The organism is Chryseobacterium sp. S90 (assembly GCF_047444895.1).
In the GTDB taxonomy this organism is placed as follows: Bacteria; Bacteroidota; Bacteroidia; order Flavobacteriales; family Weeksellaceae; genus Chryseobacterium.
The window spans coordinates 46,208-71,288 of sequence record NZ_JBLGCX010000013.1; the positions used below are offsets into that span (position 1 = coordinate 46,208).

Genomic DNA, 25,081 nt, shown 5'->3' on the forward strand with positions numbered 1-25,081 from the left:
AAATGCTGCTCCATAAGAACAGCATTTTTTAATTTTTACTCAACAACTATACTCTCAATTCCTTTTTGCAGAGCTGTTTCCTGAATCACCGGGACAGAAAGACCTTCAGCACGGACCACAGAAATATCCGTCATTCCCATAAATCCAAGAGTTTGTTTTAGGTAAGGAACTACAAAATCATACGCCTGCCTTTCCCCTTCAGAATATACACCGCCACTTGAAAAAGCAAGGTATACTTTCTTATTTTTTACCAGACCTTCAGGACCGTTTTCGCTATAGCTGAACGTTTTTCCCGCTCTCGCAATATGATCAAGCCATGATTTAAGGGTAGAGGTGATACTGAAATTATACAATGGAGCTTCAATAATGATAATATCAGCTTCATGCAGTTCAGCAATTACCGTATCTGAAAGTTTTACAGTTTCCAACTGTTCTGGCGTGCGGTTTTCCTCCGGAGTAAAAAAGGCATTGATATGGGCTTCCTCTAAATGAGGAAAAAGCGGGTTGGCCAGATCACGTTTTTTAAAAACACTTTCAGGATATTTTGCCGTGATTTTTTCTACAACAGCATTTCCCAGTTTTTTACTGATTGATGATTCGCTTCTTGGGCTGGAGATAATATGAAGTACTCGTTTCATTTTTTATTTTTTTAAAATTGATGTTTCAAAATTATCTATATTTACTAATAAAAATATAGTAGTTACCAAAAGGTTAGTAATAACATTTAGGTTAGTAACCAGATAAAACAAAGACAATGGAAGAAGAAAAAATAGTGTATTCAAGGCCTCAATGCAGTACGCATCTGTCTGCTACTGAGGATGCTTTGTACGTTTTGGGAGGCAGGTGGACCATCCGGGTAATGATCGCTATTTTGGGCGGACATACACGGTTCAACGAGTTACAGCGAACGATTAATGGCATTTCAGCAAGAGTCCTTTCCAGCGAATTGAAAAAACTGGAGGTCAACCATTTAGTGGAAAGAACCGTTCTTACCGATCAGAAACCGGTCTTGGTAGAGTATGTTCATACAGAATACAGTGAATCACTAAAAGACGTTATTGCAGCGCTTGCTGACTGGGGAACAAAACATAAAAAGAAAATTACAGCTTAATAAACGAATGTTGATGTCAGTAAATACAGTGTTTTGTGGTATTTGATAAGTTGCAAGATAGCTTACACTTTAAGTATTTTTACTCAAAAATAATGGCAAGATGATCATATGTGAAGACTTATTATTTTCCCGGGGAGCCATTCTGGAAAAATATGATGTGGCAGATTCTATTTTTAAAGAAGGAACTGCAGCTAAATATTATTTCCAGATCAGGCATGGTACTGTGAAACTGAATACTTTTTTAGAAGACGGAAAAGAATTTGTTCACGGACTCCCTTTTGATGGTCACTGCATTGGTGAAAGCTATTTATTTACCAGCCATCATTATGCCATTAATGCTATTGCTGTAACCAGCTGCGAGATTATTAAGATTTCTAAGACTAATTTTCTGGAAATGCTTTTGGAAAAACCTGAATTAATGCTCGAGATTAACAGATATACAGCTGACAGACTGCATTTCAGGTATATGATTTCCAGTTTCCTGGCGATTTCGGATCCTATAGTCAAGCTTATGAAGCTTTTTGATCATCTTAAAAAGTATTTTGGATTTGAGGAAGCCTATTCATTTCTCATTCCCTATACCAGACAGCAGATAGCCACTCTTACCGGGCTTAGGGTAGAGACTGTGATCAGATATGTTAAAAAAATGCAGGAACTGAAACTTGTCAAGATTGAAAGCACCAAAATTTACTATTAGCTTTCAATCATTCACTCTATAATTTATTATTTTAAAATCAATACGGGCTGCTGGGTGTTCTGATAAATTCCTTCAGAAATACTTCTGCTTGCCAGATAATACAGGAAGCTGTGCTGGCCTGGCAAAGCAATAATAAGGTCCGCTTCATTAGAGGCTGCAAAAGTGAGTATTCCTTTAATGACATTTTCATCATGAGAATAATGAATACTGCTCGGAATCTCCGTCAAACGTTCACGAATATACTCTTCCAGTTCTCTTTTTTTATCCTCATCTTCTTTCTCACGGGTATTGATATTCAAAAACATCAGACGCACATCCTGTTTATGGATAACAGATTTGTGATGAAACAATCTTTCCAGTCTTTTGATTCCCTTTATATCACAAGGAATAAATATATTTTTGATAGGAGTATAGTGATAGCTGTTAGGAACAATTAAGGTTTTCACAGGACTCGTTCTTGCAATGCTAATGATATTGTCGGAAACAAAGCTCTCAGTGGTGGAGGTATGGTCATCACTTCCCAAAATAATCAACTCTACAGAAGGCTGATTTTTTAAAAGCTCATTGATGCTTCTGGTAAGAGCCCAGTCACTTAATATCCTGGAAACTTTTATTTCAGGTGATTTTTCTGTTATGATTTCTGTTAACTGATCGAATAATAATTCCGTTCTCTGCAACAGATTGTTGACACTTTCTTCGTTGACAAATGAATGTCCTTCTGCAATATGCAGATAATCAAATTCGGATTCTCCTGCTGTTTTTAGTAAGATAATATTTTGATATTCGTAGGTTTTTGCCCAGTCTGCGGCTACTCTTACTGCATTTTCCGTAGTTGATGTAAAATCAATGGGTACAAGGATTGTTTTCATATTGTATTATGTTTTAGTCCTGATTCTCCAGGTTTGCTGTCATTTTTTTTACTAAAAGCAGTGCTTTGCTGATCTCCTCTTCATCAATATTGCCAACCGCCTTTTTGTAAAGGTCTAATGCCCATGGATAAACTGTTTCAACGATTTTCTCACCCTTTGGAGTCAAAAAGATCTGTTTGTTTCTCCGGTCGTTTTTATCAGCGATCCGCTCAACAAGATCCCGTTTTACGAGATTGTTGATGAGGTAAGTAATGCTTGATTTGTCTTTACTTACTTTATTTCCTATTTCCTGCTGGTTAATACCATTATTGCGTGAAAGCAGTCCGAGAATCTCAATCAGTTCAAAAGAAAGATCAGGATCATACTCATTAATCTTGGTCTGAATCTTTTGTCGAAGCCTGCTTTTCATTTCACTCATCGCCAGGCCAAGCTCCAGTGCTAATTCTGATATATTGTTCTGTTTTTCAGGCATATTGTATAATAATGATATTACAAAGCAAGAGATGATTTGAAAGAAATTCAGTACTGCTTACCTTAACAAATATACGAAAAATTAGTTTTAATTAAAACTAATTAAGTGAAGGATTACTATATGAGAGCTATAAAAAAAGCAGAGACTAGTTCTCTGCTTTTTCTTTTTTTACGGCCTGATGCATAATAAGGATAATCCCTAAAAGCAAACATGCAATGATCAGGTAACGCCAGGAAAGATCTTTTTGCTCACTTACATTTCCGCTTACTGAAATGATAAAGCTTGTCACAGAAGTGATTACATAGACCAGTCCACCCATCAGTCCGCCGGCAGTTCCCGCATTTTTAGGAAAGTAAAGCATACTTGTCGTAAAGAACGAGGTAAATAAAATTCCGGAACAGATATGAATGAAAAAGGCAAAAGGAATCATAATAAAAAGACTTTCTGCGAAATAGCTGGTGATAATCAATCCCGCAATCAGAATAAGCTGTAAAAGGATAGGCTGCAGAATTCTTGGCTTGAAATCAAGAGTCAGCCTGCGTTTCCCGATGAAACCACCGATCATCCAAGAGAAACCAAGGATCAATGTACAATATCCAATAACAACCGGAGTAAAATGAAAAGTGTTTTCAATAATAAATGGTCCGGTAATATTAAATAACATAACGATAGAGTAACTCAGCCCTAATATGAAAATTCCCAGCATGAAAATCCTGTTCTTAAGCATCATTTTGTAAAGGCTGATATTCTCTGACAGGTCCAGTTTCTTTTTCTGAGGAAGACTCTCTCCACTGAAGAACCATTCAAACAGGAAAAGAACCCCGGCGTATATCGCTAAGAAATAAAAATTAGCATGCCAGTTAAAGATTTTCTCAAGATAACCACCCAGAAAAGGTGCCAGAATAGGCCCGCACGACCATACAATTGTGAAGTAACTCAAATAGTGCTTCACTTTCTCAGAATCATAAATATCCACAAAAATAGCCCGTGTAGCCACCACAAGTACTGAAACAGCAGCTCCCTGAAGAATACGAAGCAGGCAGATTAATAAAATGCTGTTGGTCATTGTAATTAAAATACTGGTCAGGATCAAAAGAAACAATGCGATCAGTTTAGGGCGGTAGCGGCCGATACTGTCCAGAATTCCTCCCACAAATAACTGGGAAATTCCGTAGCTAAGAAGATACGAGGTCAGAGTGATCTGGATATCTTTTTCTGAAACCATCATTTCTTTAGCCATAGAAGGGAACGATGGTAAATATATATCCGTGACAAACCCGGAAAGCGGGATAGACACGAAAGCCATAATGGTAATTAATCTGATTCTTTTTTCGGATGCTTCTCTCAACATATTCATTCATTTTTACAATGCAAAAATAAGTCAAGAAATAAGAAAGTGAATTTTAAAAGACAAAGTAAAAATTACAAAAATCAAATATTAAGCTAAATTCTTGAATTTTAATGGTGAAGTCCGGGCATGTTTTTTAAAAAAGTTATTAAAATGTGCAGGCTGATCAAAACCTAAGGTATAACCGATCTGAGCAATGTCCCAGTTGGTATACTTCAGCAGATTTTTAGACTCTTCAAACATCTTTTCTTTAATGATTTGCGTTGTAGTGAGATGGGTTACAGATTTTACCGAGGAATTCAAATGATTCACATGTACATTAAGGTGATCGGCAAAGTCCGAAGGAGTTTTTAAAGCAAGCGGATAAGCAGGAGAGTCCAGGGGAAACTGTTTGTTAAGCAGTTCATCAAATAATCTGTATAAACGCACATTTGCAGGAAGTTCATTAGGATTGATGTCTTCCACACGGTTTTCCATTGCCAGATGCATAACGGATGCCAGATTGCTTTTGATACTGCTGCAACGGAAGGGATAAGCAGAATTATTCATTCTGTAAATCTGATCAAAATAAAGAGTAGCCAGATGAGTTTGTTCCTCTGTCAGGAAAACGACAGGCTTGCTCCATTCTTTGAACATTGAAGTCTTTTTAAACAGATTAAATTCTGAATTTCCGTTAAAAAATTCCTGGTTGAACAGACAGAAATATCCTTCCTGCAAATCACTTTCGCACTCCCAGGAGTAGGGGATGCTTGGAGAAGGAAAGAATAATGCAGGACGGTCAATATACAGCTGATGTGTGCCATAATGAATGGTCCCTTTTCCAATGATAAAACTGATTTTATAATAATCACGGCGGTTGTAAGGACTCTTAAAACTGCAGTATTTCCGCATTGAAATGTTGAAATGAGATTTACCCATTTCAAAATCCTCAGAATCAAACATTTTGATCTGGTTCTTACGGATGCGTTTGTAATAATCTTCTATAGTTTCCAGCTGATCGCTCATAAGTAAAAATTATAAAAATCAAAGATAATAAAACGATTGCTCACTCAAAATAATTTTAAGTGAAATAAAAAAATAGGAATGATAGCTCCTCTCAATAATATGAGTGCAAAATTATAGAAAGGAGATCTGTGGTCACCTAACTTTTATTAATTTCCAATTCTAAAATATGGGATGGAAGCAGGAATGGGTCAGCTTTTGAACTGACACAAGGTACAAAACCAGACTCTTTTAAAAACTCCGAAAGCGGATCATGATCCAGCATATTGGTCCATACGATATCCGTAAAACTCACTGCTGATCTGCATTTTTTCCAAAGCGACTGCCTGGTTTCAGGAAGATCAAACTCTGAAAGAATCACAAAACTGATTTCTGTTGCTCTTTTTCCTTCCGGTATGCCAGGGTGCAGAGAACCACTTTTAATAATACTGTATCCGACAGGTTTCTGATCTGCATACGTCATGATCAGCTGGTTGGAGAGATCATTCAGGTCATTGATCATTTTTCTCGGATCTATTTCATTGTGAATGTATTTTTTAATCTCCTCTTCCGTAATAAAATCTTTGTGTAAAGCATAAACAGAAGAATCAATAATGGCTATAAGATCAGAAATTCCCTCTTCAGAACCTACTGTAAATTTTGAAATGATATCCATGGGATTTTTTTTATTCAAAATTATAAGATTAATCAATTTAAAAGGGATACAGTTTGCTAAAATATAATCGGTACAGAAAGATAATTTTATAAATTTGTTCAGTACAGTTGATGTGTTATGATAAAATCTTATAAGTACGAAATTTTTACAGCAGTAATAGAGAAACAGATTCGCAGTGGGATTTTGCAGGAAAATGACAGACTTCCGTCCGTTCGGGAAATTAAAGAAAAATACAAGCTCAGTACAAGTTCTGTACAAAGCGGGTTTGAATATCTTCTGATTAAAGGATTAATCAAGAGTCATCCGAGGTCAGGATATTTTGTTGCCGAAATTCAGGAAGAGCATATTCCGGAAGTCAGAACAAAGCTGCCTGTGGTCGTAAGAGATGCCGAATTTATGAAAAATATGATGCTGACTTCCAAAAGAACATCAGAATCCAGTTCTTTTAACACAGCTGTACCCGGAGATTTGCTGATTCCGCAGAAACTCATCCTCAGAACGATGCAGGAAGTAATTCGTGAGAAAGGGGCAGCACTGCTCAGATATTACCCTTCAAATGGCCTGGAAACATTAAGGAAACAGATTGCAAAACAGATGGGAACTTATGGCTGTATTTTAAATCCTGATGAAATAATTATTACCGATGGTGCACTACAAGCACTCACGATCGCTTTGAAATCGGTTACCAAACCTGGAGATGTGGTTGCTGTTGACAGCCCTTGTGTGTTCTCTATATTGGAAGTTATTGCTAATCTCGATCTTAAAGTGATCGAAATTCCTGTTCATTACAGAAGTGGTTTTGATACGGAATATTTCAGAACAGTTTGCGCTGAAAACGATATTCGTGCCTTGGTTGTAACTCCGAATTTTCACAATCCTACAGGCGTATTAATGAGTGATGAGGTTAAAGCCGAATTGTTGAGTATTGCAGAACAACATCGTTTGTGTATTATTGAAAATGACATGTATTCCGATCTTTATTTCGGTGAACAAAGACCCCGATGTATTAAAAGTTTTGATACCAAAGGATTGGTCATGACCTATTCATCATTTTCAAAAACATTGGCGCCGGGAATTCGTTTAGGTTGGCTCTATGCAGGTGATTTTTACGCAAAATCTGAAAGAGCGAGGTTTTCTTTGGGACGATCGGTTTCTCCTGTTTATCAGGAATTGGTCTTGAAACTGTTACAGGGAAGCAGTTATGAAAGACATTTGCGTTCGTTCCGAAAAAAGCTCAATCAGCAGGCTATTCAGATATTGGACACTTTAAAAAGTTCCTTTCCCGAAGGTTCTTATTTTCACAGGCCTCAGGGTGGATACAGCATTTGGGGAAGGCTTCCGGAGAATATGGATATGGAAAGATTTTACGAGTATTGTGAAAAGCACCAGATTTTATTTACTCCCGGGGACACCTTTTCTTTTACGGATAAATATCAATTTCATTTCCGGATTGTTTTTGCAGAAAGAATTACTCCCGAAAGCCTAATCTTATTGGGAAATGCAGGTGAAAAGGCTAAGAAGTTGTTACTTGGAACATAAAGACTTTATGTGATGTTACATATAGCGAATTGACCATATCCTTTATGGATAAAGTTTAATTGAGACCATATTTTAGATTCTTGCTTTTGTCAATTTCCAATTGGGGGATATTGTCAATCATTTTAAAATCAAAACCGTCAATCCATTTTTCTTTGGTAAGGTTAATATCTTCCCCTGAAATGATGTGTTTCTGAAAGAAATAAGTAATATCTTCATCCAAGTAGTGATGAGCTATATCGAGAAAAAGTTCATCTGTAAACTTGAGCTTCTTTTCCGTACAGACCTTCAATAATTCACGCATCAAAACATCCAGAGATTTTTTGTAGCGGGTTTTTAATAAAATCTGATTATCCAGCCAGAAAGCAAAAATTGCTCCTCGTCTATAGGGTATCTTTTCTATATCACGGCTTTTCCAGAAATCATCTTTTATTTTATAATTCGGAATATTTCGCTGTGGATTCTTCCAATGATTTTGAATGACTTCAGTATTGAATAATGTGAGCCATTCATCTATAGAAATATCTTTGATCCGAAGTCTGTTTTTATAAGTATAATAATCGGTGAAGCCTTCGCTAAACCAATAATTAAGCTCTTCGTTTTTATTTTGGATTTTATTTCCAATCCATTCGTGCATCAACTCATGATGAAGAAGATAAAGGTAGGCACTTTTGTTGTTAAAAGGATTATTGGTTCCCTGAATCATAAATGCATTTTTGATAGCGGATCCTGTTGAGCTGTATCCTTTGAAAAGACTGTCCTTTTGTGAAACGGTAGAGGTTAAGGTAACTGTATAATAATCTTGATCATAATCTTTCCAGAAATCTCTTTGTGACTGTATCGCTTTTTTGAGGTTTGAAAATAGAAACTCATCCGTAAATCCGTTTTGCCATTGATCTCTTAATGCAAGATAAACAGGTTTGTTTTGTATTTTAAAAGAATAAAATCTGTAGTCACCTCCTATAAACAGTGAGTTGTAAAATCCTTCCCAAAGTGTTGTTTTGATGTTCTGGGCCCGAGCCTGTGTAGCAAAATTATTGTGTAGTCTGAATTTCATAGGGAAATTTATCCATTCAATGGAAAATTCAAATTCTCTGTCTTCCGGAATCTTTGTAAACGATATGGGTACAATGAATAAGTTTTTACCCAAAACGTGGAAGAATGTATTGTTAATTCTGGGACGGTTGAATATTTTATAATCAGGATCTTTAAAATCCTGTTTTATATGATAAATAAAAGAAACTTTATCTCCTGTTTTCATCCTGACCTTTATTTGACTCTTTTCCGGGAGGGTCTCAAAAGTTATATCCGGATTTTCGTCTTTTGATATTGTAAGATTGTTGAAGAGATTATTTTCACCCCAGTTTTCATTGGCAAAATAAAAGGAGATGGTATCTGATGGTTTTTTAAGGATGTAATCAACCTGAACTTTTAGCCCGTTTTGCTCAAGATCTGTATCATAATAGATTTTATAATTTATTTTGTTCTGAGAATAGGTGAGTAGAGGTAATAATAAAGCCAGGATGAATAATTTTTTTACCATGGATAAGTAGTTTTTTCAAATTTATAATAAAATTCAAGAACTTCTGTGTTGCTGGCATTTTTATACGATGAACAAACTTAAAAATGATAAAAATACAGAGCGTAATTATTCTTTATGAACTTTATAATTTCCTGTCTCCGTTTTCCAGCATCAATTTCTTTCTAAAAACCAGAAATTATGATATCATTTTTTTGATACATTATTTAAAGATTTATAAGCCAAAATAATGAAACCCAGCCAAAAGAAAAACTTCTTTCAGAAGACCTCAGATAAGGATTGGAACCGTGTTTTATGATTGTTTTCAGGGACTAAATCACTCCAAAATATATTTTTATGGAGGTGGAAGTGAATATTTTAGCCATTTATCTTAAACTTTTTTCGCTCCAGCTAGGCTGGAATCACCATAAAACCTATATTTGCAGCCTAAATTTTTAAATAAATGAAAGAACTAATTGAAAAAATCAACGCAGAATTTGAAGCGTTCACAACTGAGGCAAACCAACAAGCAGAAAAAGGAAACAAGGCAGCTGGTACAAGAGCTCGTAAAGCAGCTCTTGAACTAAGCAAATTGTTCAAAGACTTCAGAAAAGTTTCTGTAGAAGAAGCTAAAAAATAATTTACTTTTAGCCGGCTTTTGAAGCCGGCTTTTTTTTGCGGTAATTCAATATCGTAAAGTGTATTTAAACTGCTATTTTCTTTACGCTTCTGAATTTATATCTACACAATTATTAATGCTAATCTAAACTGTCATATTGATAGTTTTTTTATGAATTATAGTTATTAGCGGATTTTTGTTATTGTTTTCATGTGAAAATATTGATAATGTCACTGGAAAACCTCTTTTTTAGGCTCAATCTTTCACCATCTCCTCAATTTCCTTTATCTTTAAACCAATCAATATATATTATGAGGATAAATAGATTTTTTGCAGTGCCTGCAGTAGTGCTGGCTGCTCAGTTTTCCTGGGCTCAGGTAAAGGTTGACCCAAAAGAAAGGCTAAACCCTATCGTAAAAAGTTTTGTAGATGAAGTAAATAATAATTCCCAGCTGGAAAACCTGGCATATGAGCTGTTGGACGGTATCGGGCCGCGTCTTGTAGGAACTCCCGAAATGCTTGCCGCTAATGAATGGAGCGCAGGTAAACTTCGCTCATGGGGAGTAGATGCCAATCTTCAGCAGTTTGGAACATGGAAAGGATGGCAGAGAGGAACTACTCATGTGGATATGACGTTTCCGCGTGTAAAATCTTTGGCTGCCACACAGCTTGCATGGAGTCCGGCTACTAAAAAAGCAATTGAGGCAGAAGTAGTAATTCTTCCAAAGGTATCATCCAAAGCAGAGTTTGATCAATGGCTTCCTTCCGCAAAAGGGAAAATAGTGCTGATGGCACAGTACCAGAAAATCGGACGTTCTGATGAGCAAATCAAAGAATTTGCCACTCCTGAACTGTATGAAAAGCTTAAAGCAGAAAAAGAACAGGCAGCTAAAGATTTCACTGCCTATGTGAAGAATATCGGATATGACAATAACAGTCTTCCAGAAGCCTTGGAAAAAGCAGGAGCAGCAGGAATTGCTATTTCCAATTGGACCGGAATTATGGGGGCTAACAGAATATTCGGAGCAAAAACAACCAAAATTCCCATGATTGATATTGATGTGGAAGATTATGGAATGCTCTACAGAATGGCAGAAAAAGGTACGCTTCCTAAAATAAAAATTGATGCCCAGTCTAAAATACTTCCTGAAGCCAAAAGTTTCAATACTGTTGGGATGATTAAAGGAAAGGAAAAACCGGATGAATATGTAATTCTTTCGGCTCACCTTGATTCATGGGACGGAGCTCAGGGCGCTACGGATAACGGAACGGGAACGATTACAATGCTGGAAACCATGCGAATTCTTAAAAAATATTATCCTAATAACAAAAGAACTATCGTTATAGGACTTTGGGGAAGTGAAGAGCAGGGATTAAACGGTTCCAGAGGTTTTGTGGTGGATAATCCTGACATTATAAAAGGAGTGCAGGCTGCTTTTAATCAGGATAACGGAACAGGACGTGTTGTGAATATCAGTGGTCAGGGATTTGTAAAAGCTTATGATTATATAGGAAAATGGCTTGATGGAGTTCCAAAGGCTGTAAAAAGCCACATTAAAACTGATTTCCCTGGAATGCCAGGCGGTGGTGGTTCTGATCATGCTTCATTTGTGGCTGCCGGAGTACCAGGTTTTTCTTTAGGTTCTCTGAACTGGGGATATTTTGGATATACATGGCATACAACAAAAGATACCTATGATAAAATTGTTTTTGATGAGGTGAAAAACAATGTGATCTTAACGGCAGCATTAGCTTATATGGCTTCTGAAGACCCGGAATTCACCAACAGAGAGAAGAGAGCAATGCCTCAGGATGACAAAGGAGAAACGGTAAAATGGCCGGAAGTAAAAGAGCCTAGAAGAAGTTCTAAGGATTATAAGTAAAAGTTTTTTATTATATAAAGAGTAAAGAGGCTGTCTCAATGGACAGCCTTTTTATTTTCCTGTGCTAATAGTTCTTTGATTTCTATTAATTTACTTTCTTTCACGATATAAGTTTTGCAGATCTTATTATTTAGATGCATACTGAAATTCATCTTTGTACCAGTTTGTGTTCCCATTGCAACTGTTTTTGAGGTATACTCTGTAAAAATTGGACAGAAGTTAGTCAGAACTAAAATATTTCTTTGCAATGATTTGATAAAACCCGGTTGATTTCCATTGTCGTCAAGAATCTTAAGCTTAAAAATTTTCTTACCTAAGGTGGTTCCGAAATACCATTCACAAAAGGTTCCGGAAATAATCACACAGGGAATAGAAAATATAATACCAAGAATAGCAGGTAAATGGAATATAAAGACGAATAGTATGAAAAATGGAATCATATCAATCACCTTGGCAAAAAGACGTTCTGTTTCATTTCCTTTATGAGCAGGATTATAAGGGAGCTCATATTCAAATTCTTTATAGATTCTGTTTCCCCATTCATCAAAGGATCGGGTAGGTCTGTGAATTATCTTCTTTATTTTAAGTGTTGATATTTTCAATTGTGTTCTTGTAGTTTTAGTTTTTTCCATCATTCAAAAATAAAATAGAAGCTTGATAAAACACGTCAAGTTCTGTCGCAGTGGTCGGTTATATTTGTACAGTAAAGTTAATGAAAGAATATTTTACTATTTAATTTAAACCAAAAAACAAAAAAATATGATTTACGCAAATACTTTTTTCACATCCGGTAATAGCTATCCTAACGAAGATGTTGTGCAGTTGATAGACAATTATACTCACGAGGCTGTTGTTTATAAAAAAATTGGTGCTGCTGTTGAAGATGGGGTTATTTACAGAAAAAAGGATAATGATTTTTATGAAAGACAATGGTTAGGATATATCAATGTATTGTGGTGGAATATTAAAGAAGCAGGCATCACAGCATCAATGGTTACGGAACGTATTAACAAAGCTCTTGCTTTGGGATATAATACTTTTTTTGATGAAGTGTCAATTGAAATTAATGGAACGCTTTACCTTCAGAATAATCAAAAAGTTCTGTCCAATAAATGTACTATAAAACAAAATGCAGCCAAAGCAGAAATTTTTAACTGTGAACAAAAGGAAAATATTTCTATTACAGGATTTACTTTTGAGGGAGAAGGGATTGATTATGTTGTGAATGCCAGTTCCAGAAATGTAGGAATTCTTTGTTATGGTGCAAAAAATCTTATTATTGAGAAAAATGTATTTAAAAATTTCACTTACTCCCCAGTTTCAGGATTAGGTGAAATGGAACGCCTGATTTTTAGATTCAATAAGGTTAAAAATTCATTTGACTACAGTTGGGCAACGCAGGAATCCGGTTATAGAAAGGATAATATGGGTATTGTTGTAGGGGGTAAAAATATTACCATTTTTAAAAATTATTTTGAAAATTCATCACAGGGAATTTATATCACTGAAAATTCTAATTTCATCAGTATTTCAGATAATGATATTGCAAATACTATTCTGGAGCATGGAATGTATCTTGATTCAGGGATTTCAAATCTTACAGTAATCGGAAACAGAGTACGGAATACCCTTAAAATAGGTATTAAGCTTCAAAACAGTGATCATGCAAACTATGTAAGCAATAATGTTGTGATCTCTAATAATATTGTTGAAAATACAGGCGCAGGCGGAGATGGCATTTTGATCAATAATACAAGCCCGGGGATTCCTTTGCTTTATGCAAAAAATGTAGTTGTTTCTGGAAATGTGGTCAGAAATGCAGGTCAGCACGGAATTAATATAAGATTTGTAGACCTGGGTGTTATTTCCAATAATGTGGTGAATGACATAGCCTTTGCCGGAATCTATATATCGCATACGAAAGGAGTGGAAGTATGTCATAATAACATTAAGACAACACAGGAAAACGGAATCATAATTGAAGCGCATAATTATCTGTTGTCTGCCAACTTTAATACTGTTGAAAATCCAGGAATGAGAAATTCTGGTTTGGAGGATTTATTAACGGGTATTACTCTACGTGGGACAAAAAACAAAGAGATCTCGTTAAGAAACAATAAGTTGATAGGAAACGTAATCGATATGAAATATGGTATTTTTGTAGAATTCATAGGTGTTTCAGAAAAAAATCCTGAACAGCAGACTTTTCAGGAAACATATGAAATTGTAGGGAATACAGTATTAAAGGCTGTTACTCCATACAGATTTTTAAATACTACTGTAAAATTGAGACTTCTTAATAATAATTACAAAAATTTATTGACAGCTCCTGTACAGGAATCATAAATTTAAAATCTAATTATTTTAGACGAAAAAGAATTCGTCTCACAAAATGTATTGTGAGACGGATTTCTATTTTTAGTCAAATATTATTATTATTTTTCCAGCGTCTAACTTTCACGTTACTAAAAAACATTATCAATGATAATTATCTTTTAATCTAAATAAACTTCTTAAGTTCATGAAATTTTGAAACCGAAGGTTTATGTTCTGCATTATTCAATTTTCCAAATCCGTATTTACAGAAAATAAACGGCAATCCGTTAGTGTCTGCTGAATTATAGTCAGTTTGAGTGTCACCAATGTATACAGAGTCTTCGATTGTTAAATCATTTCTTTCCATAAGGAGCTGTATATTTTCAGATTTTGGTTTTTGAGTTCGTCCATGAGATTCAAAATCAACAAACAGATCATTGAACTGATAATAGTCTAAAAATGATTCAATATAACCGTCCTGGCAATTGCTTACAATGAAAAGAGAGTGGGTGTCGGCAAGACTCTTTAAAGTTTCTTCTACACCCTCATATAAAATCCCACCCTGTATGTGCAGTATTTTATTTTCTTCGGCTACAATTTCAGAAAGAAGTTCCTGAGCCTGCAGGTCTGAAATACCCGGAATAATATCTTTTATAATATCATGAGCCAATAATCCCATATATTGATTCATATCTTCAGGCTTAAGTTCTCTTTGGATTAACTGATGTCTACCCAGTACTTCATTCCATATTTTAATGATGGTCGCTCTGGAATCCCATAATGTTCCGTCAAGATCGAAAATTAAATTCTTTGTGTTCAAAATAAATATTTTATGTTAATCTGCGGTTAAAAATTACAAAATCATACTCAGCTGCACTCTTTTTCTTGCTTCATCTACTTCGGTTACCTTTACACGAACATGCTGGTGGAGTTTTACCACTTCATTGACATCTGATACAAAACCGTCTTTCAACTGGGAAATATGAACCAGTCCGCTTTCTTTGATTCCAAGATCTACAAAACATCCGAACGCTGTAATATTGTTGACAATTCCAGGAAGAATCATGCCTGCTTTCAAATCTTTAATGCTTTTAACAGTAGGATCAAATTCAAATACTTTGGCGGCCTTTCTTGGGTCCAATCCTGGTTTTTCAAGTTCTTTTAAAATATCTTTGATTCCTATAATCCCGATTTCACCCGTGATATAACTTTCCGGTTTTACAAGAGCTATTTTTTCCTTATTGGCGATCAATTCATGGGTTTTAATTCCTAAATCTTTGGCTATTTTTTCTACAATTCCATAAGCTTCCGGATGTACAGCGGAATTATCCAGTGGGTTTTTAGCATTCGCAATTCTTACAAACGCGGCTGCCTGCTGAAAAGCTTTTTCTCCAAGTCTCGGAACTTTTTTAAGCTGTTTTCTATCTTCAAATGCTCCGTTTTCAGCGCGGTAATTGACAATGTTTTCCGCCATTTTCTCGCCAATTCCGGAAACATAGCTTAAAAGCGATTTACTGGCTGTATTTAAATTAATTCCTACAGAATTTACACATTTCATCACTGTAGAATCCAATTCATTTTTCAGTTGGGTTTGATCTACATCGTGTTGGTATTGACCAACTCCAATAGATTTGGCATCAATCTTTACCAATTCTGCTAATGGATCAGAAAGTCTTCTTCCGATAGAAACTGCTCCACGCACCGTTACATCATATGTTGGAAACTCTTCTCTCGCAATTTTACTGGCAGAATACACTGAAGCTCCGGCTTCCGAAACTACAAAAACCTGCAGCGGTTTATCGAAAGCAATCTTTTTGATAAAAAATTCTGTCTCACGACTTGCTGTTCCGTTACCGATAGAGATTGCTTCAATATTATAAGCATTCACCATAGAACGTATCTTTTTCATAGCCATCCCGCTTTCATTCTGCGGAGCATGAGGATAAAGAGTTTCATTGTGCAGTAAATCTCCTTTTTCATCCAGACACACCACTTTGCATCCGCTTTTGTATCCCGGGTCTATTGCCAGGATTCTTTTCTCTCCTAAAGGAGGAGCAAGCAAAAGCTGACTTAAATTTTCAGAGAATATTTCAATTGCTTTTTTATCTGCTTTTTCTTTGGCTTCCTGTAATGCTTCATTGGAGATAGCGGGTTCCAGAAGTCTTTTATAACTGTCTTTTATGGCCAATGCAATTTGGTCTGAACTTTCATTGTTAGATTTTATAATCGCTTTTTCAATAAAGTCAATGGCTTCTTCCTTATCTACTCCTACGTTTGTTTTTACAAAGCCCTCCGCTTCCGCTCGTAACATGGCCAGAAGTCTGTGAGAAGGCGTTCTGCTAAGGCTTTCTTCCCATTCAAAATATTGGGAGAATTTTTGAGCATCTTCCTCATCTTTTTTAGCTTTTACAACTTTGGAAGTAACAACTGCCTTCCGCTGAAAGAGTCTGCGGAGATTCTTACGGACATACATATTTTCGTTAATCCATTCTGCCATGATGTCTCTTGCTCCCTGAAGCGCTTCTTCTTCGGAGGTAACATCATTATTCAGATATTTTGAAGCCAGAAACTGGATGTCATTATTTTTTTGACTCATAATGATCCTTGCTAAAGGTTCCAATCCTTTTTCCTTAGCGGTATCAGCTTTTGTTTTTTTGCGTTTTTTGAACGGAAGATATAGATCTTCCAGCTCCTGAATATCAAAGCTGTCTTCAATTCTCTGTTGAAGCTCAGGACTTAGTGCATTCTGTTCTTCTATAGATTTTAAGATAGATTCTTTTCTCTTGATAATGTCTTCAAACTGTTTGCTGATCTTTGATATTTGTTCGATCTGTATTTCATCAAGATTCCCGGTTTTATCTTTTCGGTAACGTGAAATAAATGGGATGGTGCAGTCTTCTGCTAATAATTGTAAAGTATTGTTGATGCTCTTTTCAGAAATGTTGAGCTGCTTCTGTATAAATTCTACGGTCGTCATTGTTCTGTTTTCGGATAGCTAAAATAGGGTTTTGGGATGAAAAAATAGAAATACAACTATAAAAAAGCCTGATTACTACAAAATGTAATGAAACAATAAAGAATCAGAATTACCCAATCAGTTATGATTCACAATATAGAACAGAGGTGTCCCGTAAGTGGATTTATGAATGCAAATAATATAAATATTGTATTTCTTGATGTATGATAAGGTACCTCCGAATTGGTTTTTCTATTTTTGTACCCGAAAACAACAAAATTTCAACAAACTTTTTAAACAGTTCAATATGAAAAAAATTAGCGTAATTGCATTAGTAGGAGTAGGATTGCTTTTAGCATCATGTGATAAAGGAAAAACGGCAGATGCTGCTGCTACAGCTCAGGAGCAAACAGTAGCAGAGAGCAAAGGTGAAGTACTTGCAATAGATACAGTAGGTTCAGTAGTAAACTGGAAGGCTACCCACAAAGGAGGAATGGCTCCACGTTGGGGAACACTTACTGTAAAATCTGGAGATCTTAGTGTTGATGGAGGGCAGGTTTCTGCAGGAAATTTCGTAATCGATATGAACTCTATCAAAGTAGATCCGGCTTCAGTAACAGAAAAAGATAAAAAACCAGCAGATCTTGAAGCTCACCTGAAAAATCCTGATTTCTTTGATGTAGCGAAAAACCCTACTTCAGATTTCAAAATTACAAGTGTTACAGATTTGAAAGAAGCACCAAAAGATGCTGTAGCAGGAGCTAATAAAACAGTAAGCGGAAACCTTACGTTATCAGGAAAAACAATGAATGTTACTTTCCCTGCTAAAGTAGATGTAGCAGAAAATTCAGCTGCTATTCAGGCTAAATTTACAGTAAACAGAGCAGACTGGGGACTTAAATTCGGGACTTCAGAAGCAGATCCGGCAGAATGGATGATCAGCAAAGATATCGAGATTGCTATCGATGTAAAGGCTAAAAAATAAGTTATTGAAATTGTAATAACTAACGGGCTGTCTTGATAAAGGCAGCCCGTTTTGTTGTTTATATTCGTTGTAAAATCAATTCAAAATCCTTGAATTCTGAATTCTCACACAATATTCGCTCCCTAAATACAAAGGATTACCATGTTTTTCAGACCAGAAACCATCTAATATATCTTTACTTAAATAACGGTATACAGCAACTCCTTTATAGATTTTGTGATCTTCTCCTTCGTAGTTGAAATTGATGACTAAAATATGATCTTTATAGAATCCTGTACCATTTTGCAGATGATCACCAATTACCCATTGGGCAATAATACGGTTGTTTTCATCAATAGCTAAGGTGAGTATGCCGTGATAAGACGGCTGGTCAGATTCTTCCTGATTACTTCCTTCAATAGCATAGCTTCCTGCCAGATCGTGTACTGTCATTGATTTGTTATTTTAACGGAGGGCAAATTTATAAAATCTTATCTGATGATAATATAAATGCTTTGGTTTAGGATTATGAATTTTCTTATATATAAATTAAACTTTATTTTTGTTTTAAATTAATTTTAAAATGATTCCTTTTCTATTGATAGCTAATCTGATGACATTTGGTATCTTTGGTTTTGATAAATGGCAAGCCAAAAAACAGAAATGGAGAATTTCAGAAAATACGCTTTTAGGAATTTCTCTTATAGGTGTTGTAGGAGCAGCCTCCGGAATGATGATCTTCAATCATAAAGTTTCCAAAAAATCATTTCTTGTGAAATTTTTTATTGTGGTATTAATTGATCTGGTAATTTTTTACCGACTGATAAGACATTGATATAAAGAAACCCATGTTGTTTTTTTTAATGTTAAATATTTTAAAATAATATTATTTTATTATGCTAATAACAAATAAACAAACAATATCAGGAATCTGGATATGATATTATATGTGGAGAACTGCCTGTAATAGATTCATGGTAGAAATGACATGCACATAGATAATTTAAACAGTGTTTTTTAACACTCTTTTTTTATTGTCTTGTAAATAAGTATTTTAAACATAATATTAAATATTTACATAAGTAAATATTTTTTCATTAAAAATCACTACTTTTGCACCCGTAAAAATCTTTTATGCAAAACATTAGAAATATTGCGATTATCGCACACGTTGACCACGGAAAGACGACTTTGGTTGACAAGATCATTCACGCTACCAACATTTTCAGAGAAAATCAGGAGAGTGGGGAGTTAATTATGGATAACAACGATCTTGAAAGAGAAAGAGGGATCACTATCTTATCCAAGAATATTTCTGTTACTTATAAAGACACAAAAATTAACGTAATTGATACTCCTGGTCACGCCGATTTTGGTGGAGAAGTAGAAAGAGTATTGAAAATGGCTGATGGGGTTATTTTGTTGGTAGATGCGTTCGAAGGACCAATGCCACAAACAAGATTCGTACTACAGAAAGCATTGGAATTAGGATTGAGACCATTAGTGGTTATCAATAAAGTAGATAAGCCAAACTGCCGCCCTGACGAAGTTCACGATAAGGTATTTGATTTATTCTTCAACCTTGAGGCTACAGAAGAGCAATTGGATTTCCCTACATTCTACGGATCTTCAAAACAAGGTTGGTTCAACACGTCATTAGAGCAGACTGAAGACATTTTACCACTATTAGATGGTATTTTACAATATGTTCCTGAACCGAAAGTAACAGAAGGAAATCTTCAGATGCAGATTACTTCTCTTGATTTCTCTTCTTTCTTAGGAAGAATTGCAATCGGGAAAGTGACAAGAGGTGAGATCAAAGAATCTCAGTGGATTGGTCTTGCTCAGGCTGAAGGTAAAATTGTAAAAGGAAAAGTAAAAGAACTTTACGTTTTCGAAGGATTAGGAAAGAAAAAAGTAACTGAAGTAAAAGCAGGAGATATCTGTGCTGTAGTAGGTTTTGATGCTTTCCAGATTGGTGATTCATTCGTTGATCTTGAAAATCCTGAACCATTGGAAAGAACTGCCATTGACGAGCCTACGTTGAACATGACGTTCTCTATCAACAACTCACCTTTCTTCGGTAAAGATGGTAAATATGTTACTTCTAACCACCTGAAAGAAAGATTAACAAAAGAATTAGAGAAGAACTTGGCATTAAGAGTTCAGCAGACAGACGATGCGAACACATTCCTTGTTTTCGGTAGAGGTATTCTTCACTTATCAGTTTTGATCGAAACAATGAGAAGAGAAGGTTATGAAATGACTATTGGTCAGCCACAGGTAATCTTCAAAGAAATTGATGGTGAAAAATGTGAGCCTTATGAATCTTTAGTTGTTGACGTTCCTGAAGAATTTGCTTCAAGAGTAATCGACTTGGCAACTCAGAGAAAAGGTGACCTTCACATCATGGAAACTAAAGGTGAAATGCAGCACATGGAGTTTGAAATTCCTTCAAGAGGTTTGATCGGACTACGTTCTCAGATGTTGACAGCTACTGCAGGGGAAGCTATTATGGCACACCGTTTCACAGAATACAAGCCTTTCAAAGGAACTATTCCTGGAAGAAACAATGGTGTTTTGATCAGCAAAACTACAGGTCCTGCTACAGAATATTCTATCGCTAAATTACAGGATAGAGGTAAGTTCTTCGTTGATCCGGGTGAGGAAATCTACACAGGAATGATCATCGGTGAGCAAAACAAGCCGGGAGATTTGGTAGTAAACATCGTAGAAGCAAAACAGTTGAACAACATGAGAGCTTCTGGAAAAGATAAAGATACTGGTGTTGCTCCGAAAATCTTATTCTCTCTTGAAGAATGTATGGAATATATCCAAGGGGATGAAGCTATTGAGGTAACTCCAAACTTCATCAGAATGAGAAAGAAAATCCTTTCAGAAGAAGAAAGAAAAAGAGTAGAAAGAGGAGCGAAAGCATAATCCGAAATTCTTAAAATATAATAAAGCCTCGATTTTCGGGGCTTTTTTTCTGTGTCAACCCATTAAAATGCTTATTTTGGCATAATAATCTCTGAAAATAAAAATAAATTTTAAAGTAGTTTTGTGACTATGAGAATGAATAAATTAAAACTTATCGTTTTATTGGGCGTTTTTGCATCTTACACTACCTCTTGTTCCGTTCAGAACAATGTTGTAAAAACACCTTCAACGAAGAATCCTACAAAACCCACCAATAATACAACCCCGCCAAAAGTACCTGTTGTAACAACAAAACCGTCTACAGGAACTACAGCCTCAACTGAAGAAAATTTCAGAACCAATCTTCCGGAAATCAAAAGAGAATTTCGTGGAGCATGGATCGCTAGTGTAGCCAATATCAACTGGCCTTCAAGAAATGATCTTACGGTAGAACAGCAGAAAGCAGAAGCAATCAGTATGCTTGATATGTTGAGAGATAACAATTTCAATGCTGCTATTTTTCAGATCAGACCTTCAGCGGATGCCCTCTATACAAGTAATATTGAACCTTGGTCTTACTTTCTGACCGGCGAAACAGGAAAAGCGCCATTTCCGAACTATGATCCACTTCAGTTCTGGATAGAAGAAGCTCACAAAAGAGGTTTGGAACTGCATGTCTGGTTAAACCCTTACCGCGCACACCATACCAACGGTGGTGCCGTGAATAATCTGTCAATGGCCAATAAACTGTCCGATATTGTTTTAAGATTAAAAAACGGAATGTACTGGTTTGATCCCGCCAATCTAAAAACACAAGGCCATGTATCCAATGTAGTAAGAGACATTGTGAAAAGATATGACATTGATGCCGTACACTTTGATGATTACTTCTATCCTTACGCAACCTATAACAGAGGAGCCGATTTTCCTGATAATGCAACATGGAATGCTTATGTAAACAGTGGCGGTACATTATCTAGAGCAGACTGGAGAAGAGATAACGTTAACAAATTTGTAGAACGTATCTATAAAGAAATCCATGCTGAAAAAAATAATGTACGATTCGGAATCAGCCCGTTCGGAATCTGGAAACCCGGATACCCTGCAGGAGTAGTAGGATCTTCACAATTTGACGAGCTATATGCAGATGCTAAATTATGGTTAAATAAAGGCTGGGTAGATTACTTTTCACCACAGCTTTACTGGCCAATTGATTCCAAAGGACAAAGTTTTGAAGCCCTGTTAAGCTGGTGGCAGTCTGAAAATACGATGAATCGCCATTTATGGCCAGGCTTGAACACCGTTGAGGTTAAAGTATCAGACCGTCCAACCGAAATTAAAAACCAGATTGCAATCTCAAGAAATATCCTGAAAAATGATGCCGGAGAAATTCACTGGAGTATTGCAGGACTTACTAAAAATCCGAATATGCTGCCTGCTCTGAAAAACGGGCCGTACAGTGAAAAAGCATTAGTACCGAAATCTCCATGGATAAAGACCGTTCCACTGCAGACTCCTACATTGTTTATTGCAGACAACGGAAGCTTTGCACAGACAAGCTGGAGTACAAAAAATGCTGCTGATGTTTTCCAGTGGGTTCTTTTTACTCAATACAGTGGAGTATGGCAAACCGAAATTTTGACGCTGGATACCCTTTCAAAAGACATTCCTAAATTTAAAGACGGTAAAAAGCTGAGTGCAGTTGCTATAAAAGCTATCGACAGATTAGGAAATGAAAGTGACTATACAGCAAGAAGAATTAAATAGTTGGGATAAAACTCACTCTAAATATGTCATTGCGAACCTTTAGGTGAAGTAATCTCAATGATAAATAAAAACCCAGTTCTCCAATAGAACTGGGTTTTATTTTAGAATAACTATAAACTATCAGTTTAAAATAATGATTTTCAATTAAATAAAAAACGCAAATAAATAATTATGTTTAAAACATAAATTGCATCGGAATCATTTTTGCATGATTCATCCCATAATCACCAAAATATAACATTATGAATACTAACAGACTTTCCACCAACATGGAAAAAGCACTTAGTGACCAGATGAATAAAGAGATTCATGCATCACACGTTTTTTTATCTTATGGGATTTGGGCCGATGATAAAGGCTATCAGGGAATTGCTAACTTTCTTTACCGCCATGCTCAGGAAGAGCGAAATCATTCAATCAAATTCATGGAATACATTTTAAACAGAGGCGGAAAACCAAAAGTAGATGCTATTCCAGCTCCTCCAGCAGATCCGGACAGCCTTACAGCCTGTTTTGATGGCGTTTTTAAACATGAAGTTGACAATACAACCGCTATTTACAGAATCGTAGATCTTTCGATGGAAGAAAAAGACTGGGCAACGTGGAATTTTATGCAGTGGTTTGTACAGGAACAGATTGAAGAAGAAACATTAGCTCAAAACTTAATTGATAAATTAAAAATCGCTGGTGGTGACAGAGCTACCGATGAGTCTTTATTTACTTTAGATAAAACTTTACAGGAAGCACCGAATGATGTTCCGCTGGCCCAGAATGCTACGGGAGATAATCCATAAAACAGCCGGTGAATCCGAACCTTTAGAAAATCTGTCAGAATATTGGCAGATTTTTTTATTATGAAACTCTCTCAAAAATCACTATCTTTGCACACTCGTAATTCAAGGTTCAGAGTTCAATGTTTAAAGTTGGAGAAACCTTGGGTTACCCCTAAACCTTAAACTTTGAATTTTACAATATGAAATGTGGAATCGTAGGCCTGCCGAATGTAGGTAAATCAACTCTTTTTAACTGTTTGAGTAATGCAAAAGCTCAATCAGCAAACTATCCTTTCTGTACTATTGAACCGAACCTTGGAACGGTTTCTGTACCGGATCAGAGACTGTTTGAACTGGAGAAAATCGTAAAACCTGAGAGAGTTTTACCAGCTGTAGTTGAGATTGTTGATATTGCAGGTCTTGTAAAAGGAGCCAGCAAAGGAGAAGGATTGGGGAACCAGTTCTTGGCTAATATCCGTGAGTGTGAAGCAATTATTCACGTTTTAAGATGCTTTGATAACGGAAATATCATCCACGTTGAAGGTTCTGTAGATCCTTTAAGAGATAAAGAAATTATTGATATAGAGCTTCAGCTGAAGGACCTTGAAACAGTAGGGAAAGCAGTTGAAAAAGCTAAGAAATTCATCAAGTCAGGGAAGAAAGAAGATATCCTTACTTACGAAACACTTCAGAATTTACAGAAATTCCTTGAAGATGGTAAAAACGCAAGAGAATTTGCTACCGATGATTTCACGAAAGCAATTATCGGAGAAGTTCAGTTGTTAACCAACAAACCTGTACTTTACGTTTGTAATGTAGATGAAAATTCTATCAAAAACGGAAATGACTGGATCGGTAAGATTGAAGAAATGGCTAAGAATGAAGGGGCGGAAGTAGTTGTATTAGCTGCACAGATAGAAGCTGATATCAATGAGCTTGAAACTTTTGAAGAAAGAGAAATTTTCCTTGAAGAATTAGGTCTTACTGAGCCGGGAGTTAACCGTTTGATCAGAAAAGCTTACGATCTTTTGAAACTTCAGACTTATTTTACTGCTGGAGTGAAAGAAGTAAGAGCATGGACTATTGGACAGGGATGGACAGCTCCACAGGCTGCAGGAGTAATCCACACAGACTTTGAGAAAGGATTTATCCGTGCAGAAGTAATCAAGTACAACGATTATATCACTTACGGTTCTGAAGTAAAAATCAAAGAAGCCGGAAAACTTTCTGTAGAAGGTAAAGAATATGTAGTACAGGATGGAGACATCATGCACTTCAGATTCAATGTATAAGAAAATATTAAAGTTCGTTTATAATAAAAAACGCTTCCATGTATTTGGGAGCGTTTTTTGCATTTATGTGCAGTTCAAAACAGATGCTACTGCTTAAAAAATGCTCTCTGACTCCAGGGAGCAGTTCTGTTATTTTATCTTTACAGCGGAATACCTATTTCAAACCGGCATTTTGGCTCTATACAATCTAAAGAGATACTAATACAGTTGCCAACAATATCTGTACATTTTAGCTCTGCAGTCTGACACTGAAGCTCCATGCATGTAAGACCCACTTGAGTACATACGCCATTGTACATGCATATTTTTTTTCCTCCAGCTACTGTTTTCAGTTCTTTCTTGCTTAGTTTTTTTCCGTTCTCTAACATTTGTTTTTTCATGGT

24 protein-coding genes are annotated in these 25,081 nt (G+C 35.9%); 12 read left to right on the forward strand and 12 right to left on the reverse strand.

Features of this window, described 5'->3' with window-relative positions; translation table 11 throughout:
- Positions 1 to 35: 35 nt before the first annotated feature.
- Positions 36 to 638, reverse strand: a complete 603-nt coding sequence (locus tag ACLMCG_RS22680; protein WP_223600937.1) for an FMN-dependent NADH-azoreductase — start codon at positions 636 to 638, stop codon at positions 36 to 38.
- Between the two features lie 116 nt (positions 639 to 754).
- On the opposite strand from ACLMCG_RS22680, the gene ACLMCG_RS22685 reads away from it, so the two are divergent.
- On the forward strand, positions 755 to 1,111 hold the full coding sequence (locus ACLMCG_RS22685; protein ID WP_223600936.1) for a winged helix-turn-helix transcriptional regulator: 357 nt from the start codon (positions 755 to 757) through the stop codon (positions 1,109 to 1,111).
- A 100-nt stretch (positions 1,112 to 1,211) separates the two neighbouring features.
- On the forward strand, positions 1,212 to 1,808 hold the full coding sequence (locus ACLMCG_RS22690) for a Crp/Fnr family transcriptional regulator (RefSeq protein ID WP_413961390.1): 597 nt from the start codon (positions 1,212 to 1,214) through the stop codon (positions 1,806 to 1,808).
- Positions 1,809 to 1,834: 26 nt separating this feature from the next.
- Here ACLMCG_RS22690 and ACLMCG_RS22695 read toward each other — a convergent pair whose 3' ends face one another.
- From ACLMCG_RS22695 to ACLMCG_RS22715, 5 genes are all read right to left on the reverse strand, one after another.
- A complete protein-coding gene (locus ACLMCG_RS22695; protein ID WP_413961391.1) occupies positions 1,835 to 2,677 on the reverse strand; it encodes a universal stress protein in 843 nt (280 codons plus the stop codon).
- Between the two features lie 13 nt (positions 2,678 to 2,690).
- Positions 2,691 to 3,149 carry a MarR family winged helix-turn-helix transcriptional regulator gene (locus ACLMCG_RS22700; RefSeq protein ID WP_413961392.1) on the reverse strand — a complete coding sequence of 153 codons (459 nt, stop codon included), beginning with the start codon at positions 3,147 to 3,149 and terminating at the stop codon, positions 2,691 to 2,693.
- A gap of 145 nt (positions 3,150 to 3,294) precedes the next feature.
- Entirely contained in the window at positions 3,295 to 4,500 is a 1,206-nt protein-coding gene (locus ACLMCG_RS22705) for an MFS transporter (protein ID WP_413961393.1), read from the reverse strand.
- Between the two features lie 87 nt (positions 4,501 to 4,587).
- On the reverse strand, positions 4,588 to 5,502 hold the full coding sequence (locus tag ACLMCG_RS22710; protein ID WP_413961394.1) for a helix-turn-helix domain-containing protein: 915 nt from the start codon (positions 5,500 to 5,502) through the stop codon (positions 4,588 to 4,590).
- Positions 5,503 to 5,638: 136 nt separating this feature from the next.
- A complete protein-coding gene (locus ACLMCG_RS22715; protein ID WP_413961395.1) occupies positions 5,639 to 6,154 on the reverse strand; it encodes a hypothetical protein in 516 nt (171 codons plus the stop codon).
- Positions 6,155 to 6,271: 117 nt separating this feature from the next.
- Here ACLMCG_RS22715 and ACLMCG_RS22720 point away from each other — a divergent pair, with 117 nt between their 5' ends.
- Positions 6,272 to 7,693, forward strand: coding sequence for a PLP-dependent aminotransferase family protein (locus tag ACLMCG_RS22720; RefSeq protein ID WP_413961396.1), 1,422 nt, complete (start codon positions 6,272 to 6,274; stop codon positions 7,691 to 7,693).
- Between the two features lie 55 nt (positions 7,694 to 7,748).
- On the opposite strand, the gene ACLMCG_RS22725 is transcribed toward ACLMCG_RS22720, so the two are convergent.
- Complete coding sequence (locus ACLMCG_RS22725; protein WP_413961397.1) at positions 7,749 to 9,233, reverse strand: M1 family aminopeptidase; 1,485 nt, start codon at positions 9,231 to 9,233, stop codon at positions 7,749 to 7,751.
- 439 nt (positions 9,234 to 9,672) lie between these two features.
- Between ACLMCG_RS22725 and ACLMCG_RS22730 the strand changes: the two genes are divergently transcribed.
- Positions 9,673 to 9,849, forward strand: coding sequence for a histone H1 (locus ACLMCG_RS22730; RefSeq protein ID WP_047377485.1), 177 nt, complete (start codon positions 9,673 to 9,675; stop codon positions 9,847 to 9,849).
- Between the two features lie 290 nt (positions 9,850 to 10,139).
- On the forward strand, positions 10,140 to 11,711 hold the full coding sequence (locus ACLMCG_RS22735; protein WP_413961398.1) for a M28 family peptidase: 1,572 nt from the start codon (positions 10,140 to 10,142) through the stop codon (positions 11,709 to 11,711).
- Positions 11,712 to 11,746: 35 nt separating this feature from the next.
- On the opposite strand, the gene ACLMCG_RS22740 is transcribed toward ACLMCG_RS22735, so the two are convergent.
- Complete coding sequence (locus tag ACLMCG_RS22740) at positions 11,747 to 12,343, reverse strand: RDD family protein (protein WP_413961399.1); 597 nt, start codon at positions 12,341 to 12,343, stop codon at positions 11,747 to 11,749.
- 127 nt (positions 12,344 to 12,470) lie between these two features.
- Between ACLMCG_RS22740 and ACLMCG_RS22745 the strand changes: the two genes are divergently transcribed.
- Positions 12,471 to 14,057 carry a right-handed parallel beta-helix repeat-containing protein gene (locus ACLMCG_RS22745; RefSeq protein ID WP_413961400.1) on the forward strand — a complete coding sequence of 529 codons (1,587 nt, stop codon included), beginning with the start codon at positions 12,471 to 12,473 and terminating at the stop codon, positions 14,055 to 14,057.
- 154 nt (positions 14,058 to 14,211) lie between these two features.
- Here ACLMCG_RS22745 and ACLMCG_RS22750 read toward each other — a convergent pair whose 3' ends face one another.
- Both ACLMCG_RS22750 and ACLMCG_RS22755 read right to left on the reverse strand, forming a co-directional pair.
- Positions 14,212 to 14,847 carry an HAD family hydrolase gene (locus tag ACLMCG_RS22750; RefSeq protein ID WP_413961401.1) on the reverse strand — a complete coding sequence of 212 codons (636 nt, stop codon included), beginning with the start codon at positions 14,845 to 14,847 and terminating at the stop codon, positions 14,212 to 14,214.
- 33 nt (positions 14,848 to 14,880) lie between these two features.
- Positions 14,881 to 17,004: a Tex family protein gene (locus ACLMCG_RS22755; protein ID WP_413961402.1), complete on the reverse strand. Its 2,124-nt coding sequence runs from the start codon at positions 17,002 to 17,004 to the stop codon at positions 14,881 to 14,883.
- 286 nt (positions 17,005 to 17,290) lie between these two features.
- On the opposite strand from ACLMCG_RS22755, the gene ACLMCG_RS22760 reads away from it, so the two are divergent.
- Entirely contained in the window at positions 17,291 to 17,968 is a 678-nt protein-coding gene (locus tag ACLMCG_RS22760) for a YceI family protein (RefSeq protein WP_413961403.1), read from the forward strand.
- 75 nt (positions 17,969 to 18,043) lie between these two features.
- On the opposite strand, the gene ACLMCG_RS22765 is transcribed toward ACLMCG_RS22760, so the two are convergent.
- A complete protein-coding gene (locus tag ACLMCG_RS22765; protein WP_413961404.1) occupies positions 18,044 to 18,400 on the reverse strand; it encodes a hypothetical protein in 357 nt (118 codons plus the stop codon).
- Between the two features lie 130 nt (positions 18,401 to 18,530).
- On the opposite strand from ACLMCG_RS22765, the gene ACLMCG_RS22770 reads away from it, so the two are divergent.
- The 5 genes from ACLMCG_RS22770 (at position 18,531) to ychF (ending at position 24,698) form a co-directional block, all read left to right on the forward strand.
- Positions 18,531 to 18,782: a DUF1294 domain-containing protein gene (locus ACLMCG_RS22770; protein ID WP_413961405.1), complete on the forward strand. Its 252-nt coding sequence runs from the start codon at positions 18,531 to 18,533 to the stop codon at positions 18,780 to 18,782.
- 299 nt (positions 18,783 to 19,081) lie between these two features.
- On the forward strand, positions 19,082 to 20,887 hold the full coding sequence (gene typA / locus ACLMCG_RS22775; protein WP_223600921.1) for a translational GTPase TypA: 1,806 nt from the start codon (positions 19,082 to 19,084) through the stop codon (positions 20,885 to 20,887).
- Between the two features lie 129 nt (positions 20,888 to 21,016).
- Complete coding sequence (locus ACLMCG_RS22780; RefSeq protein WP_413961406.1) at positions 21,017 to 22,633, forward strand: glycoside hydrolase family 10 protein; 1,617 nt, start codon at positions 21,017 to 21,019, stop codon at positions 22,631 to 22,633.
- A gap of 242 nt (positions 22,634 to 22,875) precedes the next feature.
- Positions 22,876 to 23,427, forward strand: a complete 552-nt coding sequence (locus ACLMCG_RS22785; RefSeq protein WP_047421761.1) for a ferritin — start codon at positions 22,876 to 22,878, stop codon at positions 23,425 to 23,427.
- A gap of 179 nt (positions 23,428 to 23,606) precedes the next feature.
- A complete protein-coding gene (ychF, locus tag ACLMCG_RS22790) occupies positions 23,607 to 24,698 on the forward strand; it encodes a redox-regulated ATPase YchF (RefSeq protein WP_142718102.1) in 1,092 nt (363 codons plus the stop codon).
- A 140-nt stretch (positions 24,699 to 24,838) separates the two neighbouring features.
- Here the strand turns inward: ychF and ACLMCG_RS22795 are convergent, their stop codons facing one another.
- A complete protein-coding gene (locus ACLMCG_RS22795; protein WP_413961407.1) occupies positions 24,839 to 25,078 on the reverse strand; it encodes a hypothetical protein in 240 nt (79 codons plus the stop codon).
- Positions 25,079 to 25,081 lie beyond the last annotated feature (3 nt).

Coding starts and splice junctions, on each gene's coding strand:
- ACLMCG_RS22715 (WP_413961395.1), bottom strand. CDS start 6,154: ATGGATATCATTTCAAAATTTACAGTAGGTTCTGAAGAGGGAATTTCT.
- ACLMCG_RS22685 (WP_223600936.1), top strand. CDS start 755: ATGGAAGAAGAAAAAATAGTGTATTCAAGGCCTCAATGCAGTACGCAT.
- ACLMCG_RS22755 (WP_413961402.1), bottom strand. CDS start 17,004: ATGACGACCGTAGAATTTATACAGAAGCAGCTCAACATTTCTGAAAAG.
- ACLMCG_RS22730 (WP_047377485.1), top strand. CDS start 9,673: ATGAAAGAACTAATTGAAAAAATCAACGCAGAATTTGAAGCGTTCACA.
- ACLMCG_RS22745 (WP_413961400.1), top strand. CDS start 12,471: ATGATTTACGCAAATACTTTTTTCACATCCGGTAATAGCTATCCTAAC.
- ACLMCG_RS22735 (WP_413961398.1), top strand. CDS start 10,140: ATGAGGATAAATAGATTTTTTGCAGTGCCTGCAGTAGTGCTGGCTGCT.
- ACLMCG_RS22705 (WP_413961393.1), bottom strand. CDS start 4,500: ATGTTGAGAGAAGCATCCGAAAAAAGAATCAGATTAATTACCATTATG.
- ACLMCG_RS22680 (WP_223600937.1), bottom strand. CDS start 638: ATGAAACGAGTACTTCATATTATCTCCAGCCCAAGAAGCGAATCATCA.
- ACLMCG_RS22740 (WP_413961399.1), bottom strand. CDS start 12,343: ATGGAAAAAACTAAAACTACAAGAACACAATTGAAAATATCAACACTT.
- ACLMCG_RS22690 (WP_413961390.1), top strand. CDS start 1,212: ATGATCATATGTGAAGACTTATTATTTTCCCGGGGAGCCATTCTGGAA.
- ACLMCG_RS22725 (WP_413961397.1), bottom strand. CDS start 9,233: ATGGTAAAAAAATTATTCATCCTGGCTTTATTATTACCTCTACTCACC.
- ACLMCG_RS22780 (WP_413961406.1), top strand. CDS start 21,017: ATGAGAATGAATAAATTAAAACTTATCGTTTTATTGGGCGTTTTTGCA.
- ACLMCG_RS22710 (WP_413961394.1), bottom strand. CDS start 5,502: ATGAGCGATCAGCTGGAAACTATAGAAGATTATTACAAACGCATCCGT.
- ACLMCG_RS22765 (WP_413961404.1), bottom strand. CDS start 18,400: ATGACAGTACACGATCTGGCAGGAAGCTATGCTATTGAAGGAAGTAAT.
- ACLMCG_RS22700 (WP_413961392.1), bottom strand. CDS start 3,149: ATGCCTGAAAAACAGAACAATATATCAGAATTAGCACTGGAGCTTGGC.
- ACLMCG_RS22785 (WP_047421761.1), top strand. CDS start 22,876: ATGAATACTAACAGACTTTCCACCAACATGGAAAAAGCACTTAGTGAC.
- ACLMCG_RS22695 (WP_413961391.1), bottom strand. CDS start 2,677: ATGAAAACAATCCTTGTACCCATTGATTTTACATCAACTACGGAAAAT.
- ACLMCG_RS22720 (WP_413961396.1), top strand. CDS start 6,272: ATGATAAAATCTTATAAGTACGAAATTTTTACAGCAGTAATAGAGAAA.
- ychF (WP_142718102.1), top strand. CDS start 23,607: ATGAAATGTGGAATCGTAGGCCTGCCGAATGTAGGTAAATCAACTCTT.
- ACLMCG_RS22795 (WP_413961407.1), bottom strand. CDS start 25,078: ATGAAAAAACAAATGTTAGAGAACGGAAAAAAACTAAGCAAGAAAGAA.
- ACLMCG_RS22770 (WP_413961405.1), top strand. CDS start 18,531: ATGATTCCTTTTCTATTGATAGCTAATCTGATGACATTTGGTATCTTT.
- ACLMCG_RS22760 (WP_413961403.1), top strand. CDS start 17,291: ATGAAAAAAATTAGCGTAATTGCATTAGTAGGAGTAGGATTGCTTTTA.
- typA (WP_223600921.1), top strand. CDS start 19,082: ATGCAAAACATTAGAAATATTGCGATTATCGCACACGTTGACCACGGA.